This window comes from Roseovarius sp. EL26, assembly GCF_900327775.1.
Classification (GTDB): Bacteria; Pseudomonadota; Alphaproteobacteria; order Rhodobacterales; family Rhodobacteraceae; genus Roseovarius.
Genome location: NZ_OUMZ01000007.1, coordinates 915,239 through 936,237 on the forward strand (window position 1 = coordinate 915,239; position 20,999 = coordinate 936,237).

General features: G+C 48.8%; 21 protein-coding genes and 1 tRNA gene. 12 read left to right on the forward strand and 10 right to left on the reverse strand.

Annotated elements, in window-relative coordinates; genetic code table 11:
• Window positions 1-92 precede the first annotated feature (92 nt).
• On the reverse strand, window positions 93-953 hold the full coding sequence (locus D9A02_RS12310) for a LysR family transcriptional regulator (RefSeq protein ID WP_120501244.1): 861 nt from the start codon (window positions 951-953) through the stop codon (window positions 93-95).
• Between the two features lie 76 nt (window positions 954-1,029).
• On the opposite strand from D9A02_RS12310, the gene D9A02_RS12315 reads away from it, so the two are divergent.
• A complete protein-coding gene (locus tag D9A02_RS12315) occupies window positions 1,030-1,788 on the forward strand; it encodes a sulfite exporter TauE/SafE family protein (RefSeq protein WP_162933056.1) in 759 nt (252 codons plus the stop codon).
• Between the two features lie 109 nt (window positions 1,789-1,897).
• Window positions 1,898-2,434: an N-acetyltransferase gene (locus tag D9A02_RS12320; RefSeq protein WP_120501246.1), complete on the forward strand. Its 537-nt coding sequence runs from the start codon at window positions 1,898-1,900 to the stop codon at window positions 2,432-2,434.
• A gap of 857 nt (window positions 2,435-3,291) precedes the next feature.
• On the opposite strand, the gene D9A02_RS12330 is transcribed toward D9A02_RS12320, so the two are convergent.
• Complete coding sequence (locus D9A02_RS12330) at window positions 3,292-3,906, reverse strand: response regulator transcription factor (protein ID WP_120501247.1); 615 nt, start codon at window positions 3,904-3,906, stop codon at window positions 3,292-3,294.
• Between the two features lie 357 nt (window positions 3,907-4,263).
• On the opposite strand from D9A02_RS12330, the gene D9A02_RS12335 reads away from it, so the two are divergent.
• Window positions 4,264-4,758, forward strand: coding sequence for an oxidoreductase (locus D9A02_RS12335; protein ID WP_120501248.1), 495 nt, complete (start codon window positions 4,264-4,266; stop codon window positions 4,756-4,758).
• A gap of 135 nt (window positions 4,759-4,893) precedes the next feature.
• Window positions 4,894-7,275 (forward strand): ATP-binding protein, encoded by a 2,382-nt coding sequence (locus D9A02_RS12340; RefSeq protein ID WP_254054689.1) that lies wholly within the window; start codon window positions 4,894-4,896, stop codon window positions 7,273-7,275.
• Window positions 7,276-7,422: 147 nt separating this feature from the next.
• Here the strand turns inward: D9A02_RS12340 and D9A02_RS12345 are convergent, their stop codons facing one another.
• Window positions 7,423-8,376 carry a hypothetical protein gene (locus D9A02_RS12345; RefSeq protein WP_162933057.1) on the reverse strand — a complete coding sequence of 318 codons (954 nt, stop codon included), beginning with the start codon at window positions 8,374-8,376 and terminating at the stop codon, window positions 7,423-7,425.
• Between the two features lie 150 nt (window positions 8,377-8,526).
• Between D9A02_RS12345 and D9A02_RS12350 the strand changes: the two genes are divergently transcribed.
• The gene (locus D9A02_RS12350; RefSeq protein WP_120501251.1) at window positions 8,527-9,177 is read left to right on the forward strand and encodes a hypothetical protein; all 651 of its coding nucleotides are present in this window, start codon (window positions 8,527-8,529) and stop codon (window positions 9,175-9,177) included.
• A 498-nt stretch (window positions 9,178-9,675) separates the two neighbouring features.
• On the opposite strand, the gene D9A02_RS12355 is transcribed toward D9A02_RS12350, so the two are convergent.
• Window positions 9,676-10,206, reverse strand: coding sequence for a DUF1415 domain-containing protein (locus D9A02_RS12355; RefSeq protein ID WP_301951090.1), 531 nt, complete (start codon window positions 10,204-10,206; stop codon window positions 9,676-9,678).
• A 570-nt stretch (window positions 10,207-10,776) separates the two neighbouring features.
• Here D9A02_RS12355 and D9A02_RS12360 point away from each other — a divergent pair.
• On the forward strand, window positions 10,777-11,577 hold the full coding sequence (locus tag D9A02_RS12360; RefSeq protein ID WP_120501253.1) for a hypothetical protein: 801 nt from the start codon (window positions 10,777-10,779) through the stop codon (window positions 11,575-11,577).
• A 583-nt stretch (window positions 11,578-12,160) separates the two neighbouring features.
• Here the strand turns inward: D9A02_RS12360 and yidD are convergent.
• From yidD to rpmH, 3 genes are read right to left on the reverse strand one after another with little or no spacing between them, the layout of a single operon-like run.
• Window positions 12,161-12,406, reverse strand: a complete 246-nt coding sequence (yidD, locus tag D9A02_RS12365) for a membrane protein insertion efficiency factor YidD (protein ID WP_120501254.1) — start codon at window positions 12,404-12,406, stop codon at window positions 12,161-12,163.
• The gene (gene rnpA, locus D9A02_RS12370) at window positions 12,403-12,804 is read right to left on the reverse strand and encodes a ribonuclease P protein component (protein WP_120501255.1); all 402 of its coding nucleotides are present in this window, start codon (window positions 12,802-12,804) and stop codon (window positions 12,403-12,405) included. Before rnpA ends, yidD begins: the two co-directional genes overlap by 4 nt.
• Before the next feature lie 23 nt (window positions 12,805-12,827).
• Window positions 12,828-12,962, reverse strand: coding sequence for a 50S ribosomal protein L34 (gene rpmH / locus D9A02_RS12375; protein ID WP_027241708.1), 135 nt, complete (start codon window positions 12,960-12,962; stop codon window positions 12,828-12,830).
• A gap of 281 nt (window positions 12,963-13,243) precedes the next feature.
• Between rpmH and D9A02_RS12380 the strand changes: the two genes are divergently transcribed.
• From D9A02_RS12380 to D9A02_RS19245, 5 genes are all read left to right on the forward strand, one after another.
• Window positions 13,244-13,984 carry a TVP38/TMEM64 family protein gene (locus D9A02_RS12380; protein ID WP_120501256.1) on the forward strand — a complete coding sequence of 247 codons (741 nt, stop codon included), beginning with the start codon at window positions 13,244-13,246 and terminating at the stop codon, window positions 13,982-13,984.
• A 2-nt stretch (window positions 13,985-13,986) separates the two neighbouring features.
• Window positions 13,987-15,405 carry an NAD(P)/FAD-dependent oxidoreductase gene (locus tag D9A02_RS12385; protein WP_120501257.1) on the forward strand — a complete coding sequence of 473 codons (1,419 nt, stop codon included), beginning with the start codon at window positions 13,987-13,989 and terminating at the stop codon, window positions 15,403-15,405.
• Window positions 15,406-15,426: 21 nt separating this feature from the next.
• The gene (locus D9A02_RS12390; protein ID WP_120501258.1) at window positions 15,427-16,821 is read left to right on the forward strand and encodes a HAMP domain-containing sensor histidine kinase; all 1,395 of its coding nucleotides are present in this window, start codon (window positions 15,427-15,429) and stop codon (window positions 16,819-16,821) included.
• A gap of 57 nt (window positions 16,822-16,878) precedes the next feature.
• Window positions 16,879-16,955 (forward strand) — tRNA-Arg (locus tag D9A02_RS12395).
• Window positions 16,956-17,621: 666 nt separating this feature from the next.
• Window positions 17,622-17,810 carry a hypothetical protein gene (locus tag D9A02_RS19245; RefSeq protein WP_162933058.1) on the forward strand — a complete coding sequence of 63 codons (189 nt, stop codon included), beginning with the start codon at window positions 17,622-17,624 and terminating at the stop codon, window positions 17,808-17,810.
• Window positions 17,811-17,982: 172 nt separating this feature from the next.
• Here the strand turns inward: D9A02_RS19245 and D9A02_RS12405 are convergent, their stop codons facing one another.
• Both D9A02_RS12405 and D9A02_RS12410 read right to left on the reverse strand, forming a co-directional pair.
• Window positions 17,983-18,471, reverse strand: coding sequence for a hypothetical protein (locus tag D9A02_RS12405; protein WP_120501260.1), 489 nt, complete (start codon window positions 18,469-18,471; stop codon window positions 17,983-17,985).
• 264 nt (window positions 18,472-18,735) lie between these two features.
• Window positions 18,736-19,059 (reverse strand): hypothetical protein, encoded by a 324-nt coding sequence (locus D9A02_RS12410; protein ID WP_120501261.1) that lies wholly within the window; start codon window positions 19,057-19,059, stop codon window positions 18,736-18,738.
• Between the two features lie 492 nt (window positions 19,060-19,551).
• On the opposite strand from D9A02_RS12410, the gene D9A02_RS12415 reads away from it, so the two are divergent.
• Entirely contained in the window at window positions 19,552-20,586 is a 1,035-nt protein-coding gene (locus D9A02_RS12415) for an AraC family transcriptional regulator (protein WP_120501262.1), read from the forward strand.
• A 154-nt stretch (window positions 20,587-20,740) separates the two neighbouring features.
• Here D9A02_RS12415 and D9A02_RS12420 read toward each other — a convergent pair whose 3' ends face one another.
• The gene (locus D9A02_RS12420) at window positions 20,741-20,989 is read right to left on the reverse strand and encodes a hypothetical protein (RefSeq protein ID WP_120501263.1); all 249 of its coding nucleotides are present in this window, start codon (window positions 20,987-20,989) and stop codon (window positions 20,741-20,743) included.
• Between the last annotated feature and the right edge of the window lie 10 nt (window positions 20,990-20,999).

The window sequence follows — 20,999 nt, forward strand, 5'->3', positions numbered from 1 at the left end:
GCTGAGGTCTTGCTGCATGGGCATTCGGCGGCTGCGAGCCCATCTTTACCGAATGCTGCAATCGGCTCAAATGTCGGCTTTCTCAAGTACCGCTACCGCTGGTTCGCTTTTCGGATTGCCTCCACCATCGCTGTCGCAATTTGTTCCGATGCATTCGCGGAGATCATAATAGAGCGGTGCGAGGTGGGCAGACTGGGCAATCCGTCAGACTCAGCCAGTATCTGCAAGCCATCACAGACGCAGGATTTTGGCAACAATCCGATAGCGACACCGGCGCGAAGTGCTGCCTGAAGACTTGTGAAGCTGCCGCTTTGGAAAGCAATCCTGTGCTTGCGCCCTTGTGCGTCCAGCAGTTGCTTTGGTAGATCGCGCCAGTAACAAGGGCGGTCAAGCACAGCCAAAGGTACGGTTTCGGCCTCGGACCAAATCAAACCCTCGCGAGCGGCCCAGACAATCTCTTCAGTATCGAGAGGTTCGCCGCCCGGATCATCCAGGCCGGAGCAAACGGCAACGTCCAGTTCCCCGGTTCGGATCGCTGCCGCATATCCAGATGTACAGCCCGACCGGGCCAATACCTGAACCCCCGGATGGGTTCGAGAGAACCCCATGAGGATACATTCGAGGACGGTTTCATCAAAATCGTCGGGTAGACCCACGTGGATTGAGCCGGTTAGCGGCTCCCGGAAAAGCTGAGCTGTTTCCCGTATCTCGGCAACGATCAGTTTAGCACGCGAAAGCAGCGCCTCGCCAGCCGGTGTCAGCACCATGCCTTTGGCGGTTCTGAGAAAGAGCGTCGTGCCCAAACCCTCTTCGAGCTTGCGAAGCTGTACACTTATCGCTGATTGTGTTCGCCCGAGTTTTCCTGCGGCAACAGTCAGGTTACCGCATTCCGCGATCCTCACAAAGGTCTGGAGCAGATCGCTATCGATGGGCAGGCGTTCGTTTTCATTCATGCCTTTGATCGTATTTATTCGTTTTTTCTAAATCAACTGAAACCATATGGTCCGGCCAACAAATGGAGGGACCACAATGGATACAATACAGGCAGTGATTTTGATCGGCATTGGCCTTTTCGGCGGGGTTTGGAACGCCATCGCCGGTGGCGCGACGCTGTTCACATTCCCCGCACTCATGGCTGTGGGGCTGCCGCCTGTTGTAGCAAACGCAACAAACTACCTTGCCCTACTGCCGTCGAACGCAGCTGCGCTTCCCGCCTACAGGGAGGAGCTGCGTGGGCTTGGGAAAACCCTTCTACCATTGCTTGTCGTGTCAGGTATTGGCGCATTCATTGGGTCGATCCTACTTCTGGTGTCCGATCCGGATTTTTTTGTCGTGCTCCTTCCTTTTCTCATCCTTGTGGCGACCTGCCTCTTTGCGTTCGGAGACGCGTTGCGGTCATGGTTGCTCAATAAGATGGGCGAAAGCCGTGGGAACAAGGCTATCTACGCAGGCCTCTTCCTTTCTTCGATCTACGGTGGGTATTTCGGTGCGGGCCTTGGATTCATCTTGCTTGCGATTGCGCAACTCATGGGCTTTTCAAATTTTCACATCGCCAACAGCATCAAGAACCTGCTGGCAACGAGCTTCACGATCCTCAGTATCCTCGTGTTTGGAATTGGTGGGTTGATCGCATGGCCGCAAGCAATTGCCATGATGGTGGGTAGCACTATTGGAGGCTATGTCGGTGGCCGTTTGGCTAAGCGCGTGAGCACACGCTATCTTCGAAGTGTCGTCATAGCATTCGGAGTAGTTCTTTCCATCGCGTACTTCGTCCGTGCTTTTGGTTGATACACTTGAGCGCACCCACCCATTGCGTAACGTACGGTGCAATTGATGTGTTGCTCTGCTCGGTCCGATAGCATCGTCGAGCGAAAGACAGAACGGGAGAACCAACAATATGCTGAGAGTGCAAGGTGAAACTCAGACCCTGACCGCCCGCAAGCTGGATGGCCTGGATCCAGCCGAGCTTCAAGCCGTCGAGGCGCTGACTATCACTATGGCGCAGGAGGAGCTTGGTGGCACATTCGAGAGCTCGGTTGACGAATGGCGGTCTGGGCCCGGAGAAACCGTGCTTGGTCTTTCGTTCTTCGACGGAGACGACCCCTGCGGTCTCGTTCTCCTGAAGAGGCCGCCGAAATCCCCTGAGTGGGTGACGCCGAACGATATCTCCTTGCACGGCCTCAAAATCACGACGTCTCACCAAGGGCGGGGGTACGGTCGAACCGCCTTCGAGCTGGCTGTGGAAGCCGCAAAGCAGCGCTGGCCTGAGGCGAGCGGGCTCGTCCTCGCGGTTGATGCGGGGAACGAACCCGCCCTGTCCGTTTATCGGGGTTACGGCATGGCCGACAGCGGGCCGATCTACCGAGGTCGGATCGGATACGAACATCGTCTTGCACTGGCATTTCCACGGGCGGTGCAGGAGTTGGAGAAGTAGGGAACCGGACGTCTACAGGCTCCGCGTTAACGGCAGGTTCGTCCCACGACTTGTTAGTCCAGGCTACAATTCTCGCCGCGCTCTGGGCGAATGGCCGGTTTTCTCGCTGCGTTGCGATGGCCAGATTTCAGCAACCGCAGAAAAGTTCGTGCTGCGAGCGCGCGCAGCGAGAAACCCCAAGGTCTTTTGTGGGTTCTTCGCGACCATTCTCTGCTCGTTAAACGAAGGGCTGCTTGTAGGTGGTTCAGCTAGACAATCATGAATTCTAGAGTCTCAGAAATTTAAAACCCTAAGTGACTGTTTTTGTTGCAACCGCAGTCTCAGCAATTAAGTGATCCGACAGCGCGTGTCGGAGTACGTAAATAATGAGACCGAATTAATGAGACTCGTCTTCCCTATAATTCAACGACTTAAGATTTTCATGCATTTTGATGAATTTCGCTGATTTAGACTTATCAAGCTTGTCTCAGCAAGCTGACACGGCTCCCAGACCGACAGCTTCACAGCGTAAGGATTTGTGCTGAACAATGTTTAGCGACCGAGTGCCATTCCCTGATCGCTTGTGGCCCCAAGCTGCCATTTAACATTGACACCAGATGCTGCGATTGCAGCCCGCATTGCAGACATTCGCCGCAAGCGCAAACCTGAAGTGGATTCGATACTAGAGCAGCAGGTTTAGTGTGAATTTACCGCGGTTGTGTAAATGTCTGCTATAAGTGGTGGCTAGCTCCAAATTGAAGGGCCTTTGCGACTTGTCTCTCATCAGCATCCATCAAAGAGATGGCTGTCATGGATCAGGAAGCCTGGGCCAATCGGTTCTTCGATCACTTAAAGTAGCTATTTTTATATCATGTCCACTATTCAAAACCCGCGTCTTTTGCGATCACGACCGCCTGGGTTCGGTTTTTAGCATTCATTTTTTTACACAGCGTTCGTACATGCAGCTTGATTGTCACTTCCTGTAAATCTAGCCCACGAGCAATCTCTTTATTGGATTGACCAAGGCAAAGCCCGCTTAGGACTTGTCGTTCGCGCTGACTAAATTTCTTCATAAATTCAGTTTCAGGTTTTCCATCAGCGCCTCCTAATGCGGATACAGGTACGAAAGTTTCTCCTGCGATCATAAAACGTACAGCATTTATCAAAGACTTAGCGCCCATTGACTTGGGGACGTATCCAATCGCACCCAGCTCCACGGCTTCCTGTGCAATTCGGTTAGGTGCAGTGCCACTGAGTATAGCAAAAGCCTGGTTCGGATGATTTTTTACCGCATCCGAGAGGCCATTCAAACCATTCATTCCGGGCATGTCGAAATCCAGAAATACGAGATCGAATGGCCCTTTGGCATCTAGCGCCTTCATGGCGCTGACATAGTCGGCAACTGAAACTACTACGGCGCGCCCTTCGGATTCGAGATACGCTGAAATCGTATCTCGAACCATACCGTGATCATCTGCTAATAAAACGCGCATAGCTTTTGGTCGCTCCAACCTTTTATCCTTATCCTATTGTATCGTACCCGGATAAGCTGAGCCAGATAAACCACACTCATTTTTGGAAATCATTAAACTCACGGCATTCTTTCTCTCACAAGCGCCTTGGATTTTCGAAGGTAACAGCACACCAAAGCAGATACTCATTACATCCTTTATTCAATGGCACGTTTATGGAGAGGTTTAACCTTCAATTTCGGGCAGCAAGCTATGCCATTCGGTCATACCGATTATACAAAAGTATATTTATCTCGCCCAATGAACCTGAGCATGTGCAATCCGTCTATGAAATAACATTGACGATACAAAACATCACCAGCACGGAGTTGACCTGTTATGATTAACGCTTTGAAGGCTGCATGGGTGGTACTCGTAGTATGCCTACCCTCACATGTCTTATCGAATGAGACTGTTCTGACAGTTTCCGGTGATATCGCGGCATCAGACAAAGGTGAAACCTGGGCGTTTGATATTATGGACCTAAAGGCTCTCTCAACTGTCAGATTTGAGACTAGCACGATATGGACCGAACGCTCGCACACCTTTGAGGGTGTGCTTTTGATTACTCTGTTAAATCACGTCGGTGCGTCCAAGGGCACAATCAATGCTATAGCCTTAAATGATTATGCGGTGAAGATTCCGACTGCAGATGCTGTCAAAGGTGGTCCAATCATAGCTTACATGCGAGATGGCGTGGAAATGTCCATACGCGACAAAGGACCTTTGTGGATAATCTATCCATTTGATGATAATAAATCTTATAGGTCTGAAGAGTACTATTCGCGCAGTGTATGGCAGCTTAATCGACTTGAAGTCATAGCAGAGAATTAAAGCGGGGTTGAGATCGACAGCAAAGAACCTCCTCAATTTATGGCTAGATGGCCAATCATAGTATTCGTGAGCATGCTAATAGCTTGCCTATTATCGATTGCGTATCTAGGCCGAGCCATAACGTCCGATTTGAATATGCTTTCCACTGCTCAGAATGATGATGTCAGTTGGAATGTATCTCAGCTCGAAGTCGAAGTTCTGCGCCTACAAAATGCAGCTTATGAAGCGGCGCAGGATTCTGACAGTACTCTCTCTGAATTTCGAACGCGATTTGATATCTTCTACAGCCGGGTATCTACCCTGACCCAGAGCATTTTATATGAAAAAATACAGGATAATTCTGTTGTAAAGTCGGGGTTGCAATCCATAACCGACTTTCTTGACACCACCACGCCCATTGTTGATGGGCCTGATGCTGTTTTACGGAATGCTCTTGCTGACATTCAATCACAAATCATCATCATGCGACCGAATATGAGATCTCTTGCGTTAGCAAGTATTCAAATTCATGCACAAGAAGAAGCGATACGGCGCAAAAACTTCTCACAGACATTGGTCAAGCTTTCTATTTCTGGTTTGGCATTAATTTTTGCTCTCATTTTAGCTGTCTTAGTATTGGTAAAACTCTACAGGCGCAGCCAGCGTTTTTCGCACGACAACCAGATCGTACATTCAAAATTTGAAGCGGCAGTAGCCTCCTCGTTGGATGCAGTTTTAGTTGTGGATACGTTCGGTAAAATCATAGAATTCAACGGTGCTGCGGAATCTGTCTTTGGCTATGCTCGGGAAGACGCTCTTGGCGGTGATATGGCCGAAATGATCGTGCCGGAACATATGCGCAAGATGCATTTTGAGGGAATGAACCGATTTCTTGAAACAGGTGATCAGAGGGTAATTGGCGCTGGACGTATACGCTTAGAAGGGATGCGGAAATCGGGCGAAGTTTTCCCGGTGGAACTATCGATATCATTGTCAGAAGCCAATGGAGAGCGCGTATTTGTATCGTTTCTACGCGACATCACCAAAGAGCTTAAGGCCGAAGAGGAACTGCGCAGTGCACGCGACAAGGCACAGGAAAGCGAAAAGGCGAAATCAGAGTTATTGACCATCATGAGTCATGAAATGCGGACGCCCCTAAACGGCATACTCGGTTCCCTTTCGCTTATAAATCTTGATAATCTTAGTGAAAGACAGAAGCGACATCTCAACTCGATCACCGTTTCAGGAGAATTGCTGTTATCTCACGTGAATGATGTTTTAGATCTGTCCAGCCTCTCTGCAGACACCTCTCAACAAGAAGAGACACGGTTTGATCTGCGGGATTTAGTACAGAAGGTTGCAGATAGTCTAAGGGCGAACGCCGAAGCACGCGGCACCAAGTTGAAAGTCGAATTTCTTTCGACAGAGTTGGAAGTTGTACTGGGTTATAAAATGTCTTTGCAGCAGTGCCTGATGAATCTAGTTGGCAATGCTATCAAATTCACCAGTGAAGGTACGGTTGCTATTGAAGTCGAAAGATTATCTTCGGACAATCTTGTGGAAATACGAGTTTCGGACAATGGAGTTGGCATCGCATCAGAAAATCTAGACCGCGTCTTTGAGGAATTTGTGACTATCGATACCACTTTTTCGAGAAAAAATGTAGGTACAGGACTCGGCCTAGCAATTACGAAACGCCTCGTCGAAACAATGAATGGAGAGATCGAAGCTGATAGCATTATCAGCGAAGGTAGCCTTTTTACGATACGGCTTCCTCTTCCTATGGTGGAGCCGATGCCGCAGCCGGATCCTGAAAAATTCGATATTCTACCTATTACCGTGATGGCAAATTTCAAGGCGATCATTGTGGACGACAACGAGATAAACCGTATGATCATGACGGACATGTTGCTGGATATCGGTTTTAATGTTGAACAAGCCTCTGATGGATATGAAGCGATTAAAATGTTGTCTCAAAACGCTTTTGATATCGCTTTTATTGATATCAGTATGCCAGGAATTGATGGCATAGAAACCTTGAATTCTATACGGGCACTAGACGTAGCATGGAGCAATGTCCCTGCCATTGCTGTAACCGCACATACCTCAGAACAAGATAAACGTAAGATCCTTCAAGCGCCCTTTGAAGCCTTGCTGGTAAAGCCGGTCGATCTTAATGAGCTGAATGCAAACATCATCGCGATATTGGAAGGAGAGAAGGACTTCCATATCGATGAGAGCGGCTCAAACACCGTAACAGACTTTCAACGGCGTTTTGGAGAAAAGAAATATCTGGATGCCCTGAAAGATCTGGGAGCTGACTTGCAAAATCTTTACCGTACGCTCGAAAGGGAACCGGAATTGAGTTTAACCACCAAACAAAAAGCTCATAAGCTTTCTGGGTCAGCATCCATTTTGGGAAAACAAAGCTTATGGTCGGATTTGCAAAAAATTGAAAATTGCGACGCCGAAGCTTGGCTGTCTATAAAACACACAGTTTTACCTGAGCTCGCAAGAGAGATTTCAGAACTATTGTAAAGCCATATGATAACCTTTGCATCGCTTTGCGAATGGCACTGAAAAAACAAAGAGTTAATCAAATGTCTACGTTAAGCAGGCCCAGGCTCTATTCCTTTTAATTTGCCTTACGAAGAAAGCTTCATATCTAATTCGTCAGCAAGCAGGCTATCGTTTGCCAAGTGTCCTAGATATAAAAATTGGGCGTGCTGCTTTTCCTCCAATGATGAGGTAAGCCGCGATACCGGAAAGAAGAAAGATCACGCTCGCCGAAAGAGGAATCGTAGATACCGTCACTGGTTCGCCGAAATCTTCGCCTGCAAACAAGCTGAGGTCGCCATCAATTGCAGAAAAGACGGCGTTTTGGTTGGGACCGCCAGTTTGTTTTGATCCGAAGCTGAGATTTACGGCATCAGTTAGTTCATAATACAAAATAGCTGCACCACTTGCGTCTGATTCAGAAAAGTTTGTGCCAGGACCCTCAAACAAAATACTGTCGCCAAGATCTGTCGCAACTAATGCCTGAGGGCTGTTACCCGTAAAGTACGAGGTTAACCCGTCCGCTTTCTGTGCAAAAAAGTATTCTGATTGAGACGCTTCTCCGTCTACATCGTAGATTGCGATTTCTAGGCTGGTAAGCAGTGTTGGATGGAGGAAAGATCCCGACAAATCATCAGTTCCATCGAAGAACTCCAACGTCATGGAAATCCCATTTTCTAAACTGTTGATGCCGTTGCCATAGTACAAAAAACCCAAATCATCCTGTGGACCACCTGTACTGTTTCGATAGTCTGGGATGAAGCCTGGATCGCCAAAATAGTTTTCAGCATTGGGGTTTCGCTGATCGGCAAAATCTGTTTCGCCTTTGATTGTTGTGGTGATCTTCGCATCAACCGTTTGACCGTTATCACTGGCAACGTTTCTAAAGAATATCGTTCGTTCATCTGTTGTATTTCCCAAAAGATTATTGCCGGTTGTTGCGTTAATCATTTGGTCAAAACTTAATGGAACCGCATGTGTTACAATGGGTGCCAATGCGAGCAGACCTCCCAGTACTATTTGTCGAGTAAGAAATAGGATCTCAATACGGTTTACATATTGCGCTATCTTTAAATTGCTCATGACTCATTACTCCAGCTGTATTCGTATGTTCTGACTACCACCAGAATATGATTCAAAATTTATTGGAGCACTGGTGCACTCGGATACTCCAACTATCTTTTGGATAGTGGCTTATCCCAAATTGTCAGCGCCCATTCTGTTGAGCAGATGATGGGTAACGTGTTGTCGGTTATTTTTAAAACAACTGAACTTCTGAGCACTCCGGAGAAACACATGCCTTACTGTAGACGCAGCTCTAAACGTCAAAGCTTTCTGTTTGCCGTTAACTTTACTCTCTTTGCAACTGCATGGATGATTTCATCGATTGCGATTCTGATTTCTTCGCACACAAATTCATTAACAAAACACGCGCCTCATGAAACATATGCCACAGCTCAAAAGGAGGTTCAAAACGAGCTTGATGAGAAATACTCTGATCTATTGGCGAAAGCAAAGCTGGCAATAGAGAGCAAAGAAATTGCTTTAAAGGAAATTCGTGAGCAACTCGTGGTTGGATACGTCGTAGTGAAGGATTTTGAGATAACTGACAACAAGCAAGCACACTGGTTGTCGGAGCCGAAGCTTATGCTTGGCGTAAGCTCTTTGATGGGAGGTAACCTCATAATCAGTTATGCGAATAATACTAAGCAAATATCAGTTGGTGAGCGTATAGACTTCGTTGTTGATGACTGCGATTGTTTTATATTGCTCAAATCCAGCGCTTATGGAAGCGCTACCTTTCGATTTGCCTGTACTCCAGCAGCTCCTAATCATGCCCCTGAAAATGGAAGGTCATTTGTTGAAGCCAAACTACACGAATAAGATGCTGCTTTGATCTCTGACAAAAAAAGGTACCTAAACTCAATTCGGCTCAAAGCGCTATTGGTAGCCTACTTTTCGACTAATGAGTGTTTCTTTTTTCTTTAATAATCATTCCTATGAATTCGCCACGAATGTGCGCAACTGAATGGCAGCTTTCGTGACCATCTAGCTTAGCCTTGCGACCGTAGCGAATGACTGCTTTCCGCCCTGCCCTTCAATCGGTAGATGTCCCGTGACAAGAGGATGGCACTGGGCACACGTCCCACATCGCCGATTAGTCCAAGTACATGAAACTTGAGATATTGTGAGCGGTAGAAATGGGCTCTTCGTGGCCATTCTCCACGTTCGCACATCAACATGCTATGGCCTCGCTCACCACAAAGTTGAACCGTAGCAATGCAATAACCCAGATGAGCCTAACTCTCTCTTAGCTTAAGCCGCCTTTGGAGCAATAAAACCTGACGAAGGATGTAGTTACACGACGATCCAAAATAGTTTTTATGTACCCCAGGGACAGAGTGCTTCGACCTGTCGACGACCAAGTTTATTCAATGTTTTTATGTTATCTATATAAATCTTCTCGGGGTCCAAGACGTGTGCGAGGACTTTAGTCATCTGATCTTGACGCAGAAGATGTATGGTTGGATAGGGTGAGCGATTAGTAAAGTGGCTGAGATCGTCTGCTGCCACACCCTCAAATTGATATTGAGGATGAAATGACGCTAATTGCACATGCTCTGTCAGTTCTGCTTTATCCAATAACTGCTGAAACCAATCGAGTAAGTCGAGGTAATCATCGAACTCTTCTAGACCTTGGGTAAACATGAGCAAGCTAGTGGCAACGTCTTTTTCGTTAGCCCCAAGCAGGCGCTGTAGTTCATTCACATAGAACTGCTTTAATTCTGCATCGGTGGTGGCATCACATACGGCATAATACACTTGGTTTCGGGCTATGACGCTAGAGGAAAATGGGCATAGATTTAATCCGACGACCATTTGTTCAAGCCATCGACGAGTGTTTTTAACCACGTCTTGATGAGCTATTGATAGCGTTTTGAGGTCAAACTTATTGATACGATAGATCCTTTTTTGTTTAGCTTACTTAAAGCATATTTTGCCCATATTCTAATTTGTTTGCAAAAACCAAAACCATCGACTTAGCGCAGTCACAACCGTATATATGGTGTCATACCATCTTTCGCCATTGGCAAGCAGCCCATAGCGGGCCTTTATCGTGCACTTGATAGCGGCACTTCAGCTTCTTCAAAGCAGACATTGATGATCTACCCGAGAGTGTTCAGGCTCCATAGTGTTCCACAACGGTGCATGTAGCCTCACGATTATCGCGCATCCCTAAATCCCACAGAGAGTGAATAATCGGTCCAAAAATCTCTAGATCCAGTCAGTACGTAAATAAGAAATAATCGATGATGGAGGTAATACATTGAGTGCCCTACCCTGGCATAAACAAGTGTCGCGGTTCACATATTGCTTACACGGGCGCGGTATCTAAGCGCGACGTCAAAGGAACTTTGACAAACTGGGCTGATACCACTTACAAAATACTAAAATTGTTCGATTCTAGTTTTAGGAAAGTAAATGGCAAAGCAGTCACTGCAATCTACTGATAAGGCTCTTAAAACGAAGGAAAATACCAACATAGATTCGCCCGACTTATCAAACAACAAGAACCTTGAGATATTGAAAACTCGATTTCCTGTTGGCAAGCTTGATGATCTGGCAAAAGAACACAACACCGACAAGAGTTCAGAGCATCACGACTATACGCGATTGTATGAATTTATGTTGGCGCCTCTTAGATATGAAACCTTTACCTTGCTTGAATTGGGAGTGGGTATTCCAAGTAAAGAAGCGCCATCTTTGAGGGTTTGGCGTGACTATTTCCCTAATGCACAAATTGTTGGGGTGGATATCCGTAAGATCTCCAAGAATTTTGAGGGAGATCGTATTGCTATCGAAATCGGAGATGCTTCTGACCCCAAGTTTTTAACCGCGGTATATGAAAAGTACAAACCGCATGTCGTTATTGATGACGCTAGCCATTTCTGGTCTCATCAAATTATTGGTCTGCGTACTTTACTGCCGTTACTTCCTCCGGGAGGAATCTATTTTATAGAAGATTTACAGACCAGTTTTTGGGAAAATAGCGAATATTCCGATGCGCCAGAGGATTGTGTTTCATTCATGTTACGCCTGATGGAAGACGTCATGGGAAATCATAAAGGCCGTAATATTTCGTCTGAGGAAGAGTTTAATCTGACCTCGTATATAGACAATTTCTTTGTCACCCGAAAGTTGATTGGCCTAAATAAGAGGTCAACACCGCATCCTCGTGCCCAAAGAGCGGCCCGAAAACTAAACAAAAGTAATGAGGCGTAGCAACCTTACGTGCCAATTGTGTCGGTTTCTCGACCTCACCATCAATTTCACAAACCAGCGGCTCAATCGGTTAAGATGACATTGCCGCACGCTCTTTTCAGGTGTCAAATCGCGACGCAGAGTGGAAAAGACTGAGCCAACCTAAGAACGAGGTATAGCCAAGGCAGTTGGGCATCGGTGCGCGCACTAAGTTACCCAGGGCTAGGCACCAATATAGCTGCGGGTCAGCACCAATGGCTGATTTTCGCGCCGCCCAGTGGCGAGAGAACACACACTGGCGGCATTACTCTTGCTGCCAAGCGTATTCATCGTAAATCAGGTTCCCAGTAGGAGAGATCGAGCTGTTGGTTTAGTAGAATTAGATAGGCTCTCCTTTTTCCGGGAGACCGCCTTTCGAGGCTTTTTGTAACGGCGGTCACATCGGGCCCAACTTGTCGTTCGTTGCACAGCACACCGGCGGCTATGGATCAACTGCAGTCAAATTTTCTAAGCCAGCAAGGCCGGCACATCCAAAGTATCGCGATTCACCTGATTTGTGTACATAACGAGGGGGTAAAACGTACATCCTGTACGTTCGCCCTGTTTACGATTTGTCTTTTGCTTCGTCGCGCTCTGGAACCGGATCAATGCCGCAACTCCCCCACGGATGGCAGCGTAAAATACGCCGGAATGCCAACCATCCACCGCGAATTCCCCCATGACTTTCAAGAGCTTCAAGTGCGTACTTACTGCAAGTTGGGTGATACCGACAGTTGTGGCCCACCCACGGCGAAAACACCAAACGGTAGGCCTTGACCGGCCATGACAGGATATGCGCCAGAGGGCTCATTTTGCGGGTTTGTGCAGATATTTTAAAGCCTCTTGCAGGTCTGCGATCAGCGTCTCATACGGGCGCTCTGCCGTCACATTGGCCCGCCCGATCAGCACATAATCCCAGCCTTCGCGCCCTTGATCCGGCAGAACGGCCCGTGCCACTTCACGCAGGCGACGTTTGGCCCGATTACGCGCCACGGCATTCCCGACTTTCTTGGAGCAGGTAAAACCCATTCCAATCAACGGGCTATCATCATTGCGCGGCCGCGCTTGCACCGTCATCGACGGCATTCTGCGCCATTTCGCTTTGGACGCGGCAATAAACTGCGGCCTTGTTCGCAAAACTTGCAGACAAACGGAAGCCGCCGGGGAAATACTCTCTGTGTGACTAACAGAGTTCCCCGGCGGTTTCATGTTCTCAATCCTAAGATTGGCGCTTATGCGCTCAGCTCTTTACGACCGCGTGCGCGACGTGCATTAAGGATCTTGCGGCCAGCTTTAGTTGCCATACGCGCACGAAAACCGTGGCGCCGCTTGCGGACCAGGTTAGAAGGCTGAAAGGTGCGTTTCATCGCTCCGTCTCCGACATTGAGGGTCGCATCGATCAGGAATCAACGCAAACCAAGTGTAATTCGAGACCCGGCTATAGTCCGCAGTTTAAAACAAGTCAAACCCATCTACCCGCTTTTGCAACAAAAACATGAATTTCTCCACACTGATGTTACAGTTGGCCTAATTTGCGGCATCTCGAGACTTAATTCCATCACTGCTGATCACCCACACGTGAGGTTTATAGCCATTTGAAATAGAAACATTCATTTAAGGAGACACCACAATAACATCGGATCCGGATATGAAAGAAACCACAGCCCCAGAAACCCCTCAAAAAAGTGGCATGTTGCGACACATGCCGCTGGTTGCGATTCTGATAGCAGCCATCGTTGGCTATTTCACCTTGGGGGAATATCTGAGCTTTGACACACTTCGAGAGCAACGCGGAACCCTACTGGCCTTTCGGGATGCCAATTATCTTGGTCTCGTCCTTAGCTTTATTGCCATCTACTTTATCATCGTTGCGTTTTCCCTGCCCGGTGCTGCGGTGGCTTCGGTGACTGGTGGATTTCTGTTTGGCTTGGGTTTGGGCACAGCTTTCAATGTCATTGCCGCCTCACTGGGAGCTTTTGCAATCTTTTTCGCGGCGCGTTGGGGTCTGGGCCGGTCATTGGCTGCCAAAATGGACAGCTCGGACGGCACATTTAAGAAAATAAAAACCGGATTGCATGAGAATGAAATCAGTGTGTTATTTTTAATGCGTTTGATTCCAGTCGTGCCCTTCTTTGTCGCCAACCTGCTACCCGCGCTGGTCGGTGTCAAATTTCGCAACTTTGCTTTCACCACTCTGCTGGGCATTATCCCCGGTGCGATTGTGTTTACCTGGATAGGTGTGGGACTGGGAGAAGTATTTGATCGCGGAGAGAGCCCTGACCTATCCCTACTGTGGGAACCGCAAGTTATTGGCCCTATCTTGGGTCTTTGCGCCCTTGCCGCCCTACCGATTGTCATCAAAGCCCTGCGTGGCAAAAAGGAATTTTGAACATGACCAAGATCAAAACTGACCTGCTGGTCATCGGGGCAGGATCAGGCGGGTTGTCTGTTGCTGCTGGCGCAGTTCAAATGGGAGCAAAAGTTGTCCTGCTTGAAGGGCACAAAATGGGTGGCGATTGCCTAAACTTTGGCTGCGTCCCATCAAAGGCTCTTCTGGCCAGTGGTAAAGCCGCCTATCATCAGGCCCATACAAGCAATTTTGGAATCGCCGATGTAAAACCCGTTGTGGATTATGCAGCGGCTAAAGACCACGTTGCCGATGTCATCGCCCAAATTGAGCCGGTCGATAGCCAAGAGCGGTTTGAGAGCCTTGGCGTGCAAGTTATTCGCGAATATGGCCGCTTTATCTCTGACACCGAAGTGCAGGCGGGTGATACTACCATCACGGCCCGCCGAATCGTGATTTCAACAGGTTCCTCGCCCTTTGTACCGCCCATCCCTGGTTTGGAAAATGTCCCGTATGAGACCAATGAAACCCTATTTGATCAGCGCGAACAGCCCGATCACCTGTTAATTATTGGTGGCGGCCCGATTGGTATGGAGATGGCCCAGGCGCATCGCAGGCTGGGATCTAAGGTCACGGTGATCGAAGGCGCAACGGCGCTTGGCAATGATGACCCTGAACTGACAGCAATCGTGCTGGATAGGCTTCGCGAAGAAGGCATTGAGATCGCCGAAAATGCATTGGCCACAAACATCAGCAAGACAGCCGGCACTATCACGGTTGATACCAAGGACGGGCGCAGCTTTCAGGGCACGCACCTTCTGATGGCCGTTGGGCGCATGCCGAATATCGATAAGCTCAACCTTGGTGCAGCGGGCATTGAAACCAACAGGCGTGGCATCGTAGTCAACGACCACCTGATAACCTCCAACAAACGAGTCTATGCCATCGGCGATGTTGCCGGTGGGTTGCAATTCACCCACGTCGCCGGATATCACGCAGGTCTGATAATTCGCTCTGCCCTGCTGGGTTTGCCCGCAAAACAACGCACTGATCACATCCCCTGGGCCACGTACACTGAGCCAGAGCTGGCACAAGTTGGGTTACAAGAATCTGAGGCTCGCGTCCTATACGGCGACAAGCTAGAGATCGCGCGTTTTGACTTCCATCACAATGACCGAGCTATAGCCGAGCGTAAAACCACCGGCCTGATTAAGGTAATGGTATACAAAGGCAAACCCGTCGGGGCCTCCATTGTAGGCGCACAAGCCGGTGAATTGATCAACCTATGGTCCATGGTCATTGCCAATGGATTGAAGATGAAACACGTGGCGGCCATGGTTGCACCCTACCCTACAATTGGCGAAATCAACAAACGAGCGGCAGGGGCATATTTTTCGCCGAAACTGTTTGACAACCCAACGCTGAAACGGGCTGTCAGGTTTGTACAAAACTGGCTACCATAACGTGACAATGCGAGGGCGAGCATGCGTGTATTGAATTCTCTTTCGGGCCGGTTCCTGATTTTGACAGCAGTTTTTGTGATGCTGGCTGAGATCATGATTTTTGTACCCTCTGTAGCTCGTTTTCGCGAAGACTACCTGATGGCGCGGTTAGAAAAGGCGCAGATAGCGTCTCTCGCGCTTTTAGCCACTGACGACATCAGCCCAGAACTGCAAGAAGAACTACTGCAAAACGCTGGTGTCTTTAACGTGGTGCTGCGACGCAATGAAGCGCGCCAACTTATGCTGAGCTCTCCCATGCCTTCGGCCGTAGCAGGCACCTTTGATTTGCGGGATGTGTCCGCAATGGAACTGATCAAGGACGCAATTGTCTGTCTCATGAACGCTGAGCCAAAGGTAATCCGCGTGATCGGAGAACCAGCACGCATGGCCGGACTGTTGATCGAGGTGACGCTGGAAACCACCCCATTGCGCAATGCCATGATCGATTACGGTGTTCGTATTTTGCTGTTGTCTGCAGTGATTTCTATCATCACTGCGGGATTGCTCTTTCTGGCGGTGCGCAGCTTTCTGGTCAAACCGATCGAAGGTGTGATTGGTCATATGAAAGCATATGCTGCGGCCCCAGAAGATGCCCGACGTGTTATAAAACCGTCTGCTGGAATCACAGAGCTGCGAGAGGCGGAAGAAACACTGCAATCTCTGCAAACAGAGTTGACCTCGGCACTGCGTCAAAAAGAACGTTTGGCGCAACTTGGCGGTGCCGTCGCCAAGGTTAGTCATGACCTGCGCAATATCCTAACAAGCGCACAACTTTTCACCGACCGGATTGAGATGAGCGAAGACCCAAAGGTGCGCCGTATGGCCCCCAAACTGGTCAACTCGATCACCCGCGCCGTCAACCTGTGTGAAAACACGCTTGCCTATGGCAAAGCCGAGGAACCCTCGCCAACACTTAATCGGTTTATGCTGACGGACATCGTCAGTGACGTCATTGACAGCGAGCGGTTAGCTGTGGGCGATGCAGATGTTATTTTTTCACAAAACATTCCCTACGCAATGACCATACGTGCCGATTCTGAGCAACTCTATCGGGTGATTTCGAACCTGATGCGCAACGCCCGTCAGGCGATACTAAATTCAGGAAAGCCCGGCGAAATCAACGTGTCAGCTCACGAGTCCAACGATGATTGGAGAATCAGAATCCTGGACACCGGCCCCGGCCTGCCTCCCAAGGCTCAGGAAAACCTATTCACCCCGTTTCGCGGCGGCGTGACCAAAGGTGGTACGGGCCTAGGGTTGAGCATAGCCGATGAATTATTGCGCGGACACGGTGGATCTTTGCAGCTAGAAAGCACCAGTGATAACGGATCAACCTTTGTCATCACCCTGCCTAAAGGCGATATTTCGGCAAAGTGACATTTTCTGAAAAAGCCTCTTGCAAACCCCCGCCGCAAAGTCTAGTTCCCCCCTCACGGACCGATAGCTCAGCTGGATAGAGTACCTGACTACGAATCAGGGGGTCGGGGGTTCGAATCCTCCTCGGTCCGCCACCATCTCATATGTAAGACGACACATAGTTCTGCCATTTGGCACCCATAGTCGTTCCATTGGCGATAGCAATTTACTTTTGCTCTAATTTGCTTTGCTTTTGGTCTTGTGGCAAAATTCAGCATGGTCCCTACCTTAGATCTCGTTTTGAACGAAATTCCCTAGGACGTTTGTCTCTAAAACATGCTCCTGGCGAGGGCTGCAGTAGCAAGTGCAATACAATTCGACTGAAGGGCCCACAGGCGCCAACCCATGAGACGGCTTTGTCTAATCTTATTGCAGGTGCGTGGGGACAACCTCTCCTAGTTTTTGTGTCGACTTCATTGGCCTCCACCTTCTATTTATCAAAGCGTTCAGGTCGATTTTGGGAAGTTACTGAGTACCTGTTATTGTCTGTCGCCTTAGTTGGTATTGCTGCCGCGGTTGCCGACATAACTGCATCCCGAAAGCAACAGGCGATCTCTGACGCTGGGGCCGCGTCGCTGTCGGCCAAATCCAGTCTCAACTATCGCACTGAGTGGGTGATGAACTCCTGCGAGGTTTGGTGGGATGACGTTTTGAACCAAACTAACGATACGCCATCTGCGTGTTCTCACACTCATCCGACGATAGACGGCGCGACCTGCGAGTCTTCGTGTCGCGCTGCTCACTTTGTTGGACAACATCGAATGCAAACGTATTCTCCGACCGAAGAGCACGAGGCTGCATCAAGTCTGCATATGAACATTTGCTACGATGGTGCGGAAGACATTGGCGTGTGTTCCAACCTGACTTCCTATCTCGACCGGGCCTCCAAACATGCCGAGCTTAGCAACTCCAAAAATCTTTATGACTACAGTGCTTTTTCATCCAGATAGGTAATCCAGTCTATCAAAGCTGTTTCTGCATCCTCAAAACTCTTCGCAAAAAATGTATCAATTAACCTGCCAAATTTTGTGGCTACCTCCCGCGGGTTTTTGGTCACGGATTTTTCAGCCAAATCAATATGCCTGATTTTCAGAGAGGTCAAAGCGCCGACCCGAATACCTGTCAGGCACAAAAGGAAAATATGGCTTTATCCCGCTTCTGAATTGGCGTTCCGCTTGGCATTAACGCAAGCGCATGTTTGGCTTGATTAATGCTAGGTGCTGGACCTGGTGGTGCCGCACGGGCCTCCGCCTCATCCCGCCGTTGCAAATTGAAGTAGTCAGAATCTGCGGCTTTGATCCGGCTACGATACCCATCTTGCTGCGATAACGATAGAATAAATTCTCGCATGGTTGTCAGAATGGCCCGCATGGTGGACTTGCCAAGAGGTTTCCCAACTGGCGTTTTGCTGTTTTCCAAATGAGTCCGAAACCCCATCGCTTGTTCAATGTGAAAACGTGCGAAATCTTTGCGTCCATTCCAAACGTCAAAGCGTTCGAGCGCTGCAATTTCGCGATCAAGCGATTTTTTAGAAAGTTGTCTTGCATACTTACGATATTCTAAAAATCGACGTTTAAGACGTTCATTTTTCTCATTTGGCCGCTTGCTCATTTGAGCCTCCTAGGAAGTAAAAAAGGTGCGTAAAAGTGTTACTAAGAACCGTGGTTTGAAGTGGAAAAACACGGAGGGATATGTCCACCATTATAACGCGCCCAACGGTCACGCTATTGATCGGGAGGTACCCTACCGCCATGGTTCTCTGTTGGTATATGGTCGGTGAAATGCGCACCTGCGTCGATGCCTATGGAGTTGTCGGCGTCGACTCCGGTGCGATTCACCCTCCGGCTTCAGTCATATGGTTAATCGATTGAGCACCTAACGCTGGTCAAACAGAGTCTTTAGGAACGAGGCTTCTGTAGGGGTAAAGACATATCTTGCCAATACGTCATCACCGATGGCAGAAGTATCAACTACATGGTGAGAACTTGACACGCTGTTGCCACTCTTGAAGGAACCAATCTTATGTTCAGCCATTTGCTTTGCATAGGCACGGCTCGCAATCTGACCTGACATTGCGCCACCGAGACGGTCACCGCTGCCAAAGTGATCACGTGGCCCTGCCATGATCGACCCTGCCGTCAGTGCTATCACCAGTGCTGGTGCGACAATGAGTTTTTTGATTGTGTAGAGGCGTTTCATTTTTGATCTCCTTGTATTTGGTTACATCTCCAACCTAGGACCGCCATAGCTTTGAGTATTGTGAGAAGTGCTCAGTTTTTTGTGATTTTCCAACAAGTAGCCGTGCCGCCGCTTGATTGCCTTTGTTGCATGTAAGTGATCAGATTCAATCGGTCGGGCGTTCTGTCGGCATGCGACCAACTGACAACTGTGGTCTGACCAACGCCTGTTTCTGCACCAGTGATTTGATACTTTCAAAATAGTGTGAGTGGCTCGCGTCCGTCAGACCAAACGGCAGAAGGGTTTCCAGGGATCTGAGCAGAAGAAGCGAGGTCTTTGGTCGCCGGATGTAGTGTCGCCCTTGTTCCTAATAGTGTCGGCGCCTCAACTGCCTGGTCTTCTAGTGGCAACGAAACGAATGCTTGGCATAGCTTTGGCACCCTGTTTAACATAGCTTAAAACGCAATACGCCCCGAGCTTGCAGGGCGCTTCAGTCTAGGGCGACATATCGGTATGAAAGAGAACCAAGGGAATTCGGATGACGATATTTGGAATGTCCCGGGTTTTGGCGTCCATCACATCGCCAAGCTTTTGGAAAACCGTGGTTCAGATATTGTTGCGCTTCTGAGATCGGCCAACCTACCCGTTGATATTCACGAAACCCCGCCAAACTTTGTTGATGTCCGGAACGAGCTGCGACTATTGGAGCTTGCCGTCCAAGAAACCGGTGACCGCTTGTTTGCGATCTCAGCCGGAAGAACATTCAACCCCAGAAAGACGACACTTCTTAGTTATGTTTTTTTGAATTCTCCGACCGTTGGCGAGGCCATTGAGAAGGCTGTGAACTACGCCCGCTTGGTGCGGGGATTTGCCAAATTGTCCTTCTATGAGGACGGGAATGGCATGTTTCTGGAGATAGATTCCATATCCCAGCTGATGCGTGCTGATGGCGCTCATAATGAATTTCGAATTTCCGCTTTTTTGACCAGTCTTCAAATTGCAGCCGCGACGCCCCTGTCTATCCATGAGATACGTTTCCCGCATGAATTGACGGAAGACGCGCAAACACAAATATCCGAGGTTTTGTCGATTAAAGTCAAACAGAGTCAACGCGTTCCGGGTATCCTGTTTGACAAGACAATTTTGGATATCCCGATCAGAGATGCGGATCCCGCCTTGCTTTTGCACCTTGAAACACATGTGCAAACTCTGATGTCGGATTTAGCGCCGGACATTGGTGAAACAAGTTCTTTGGTGCAGAGCGAAATAACCTCGCGTCTGTCTTTTACTGCTCCAACACAAGATGACGTTGCGAAGACACTTGGGATGAGTATCAGTACGCTTGGACGTAAACTGGCCAAGGAAGGTACGACCTATAAACAACTGCTGAAGGACATTCGTGCCAGGCTGGCAGAGCAATATCTTGATGATCCCAAGCTCAGTCTTTCTGACATTGCTTTTGCGCTTGGTTACTCTGATCAGGCGGCATTCACGAATGCCTACAAGACCTGGACAGGCCAATCGCCGGGTAGTGTTCGGGCTGGTTAGGCTGGCCTCGGTTTATGCAAACCGGCAAGCACTGTGAACCAGGGCGATGTGCGCTGTTTTTGTACCTCAAATAGGGCGCCCGATTGGCGGTTTGTTGGGGTTATCTGTCCATGCTTTGAATTTAAGGCTTCCGGATATGGCATACCCAAACGCATCAAGGTACTGATCTGCATATGTATTGCGCTCTTTGCTCTGCGTCCTGTTCGATGGCTGCTACAGTATCGCTGGCACGCGCGTTATTGGCTGCTCTGTCAACAACATGATCGCGTGCCTGCGAAACCTCTGAGCGGGTATCCTGTGCGCGGTCGCGTAGATTGTGGTCACCCAGCGGGCCCGCCGTGGACATTCCGGCGCTTGCAACAAGGACGAGTATAGTGGTGGATGTGATCATTACGGTTTTCATCTTTTGGTTC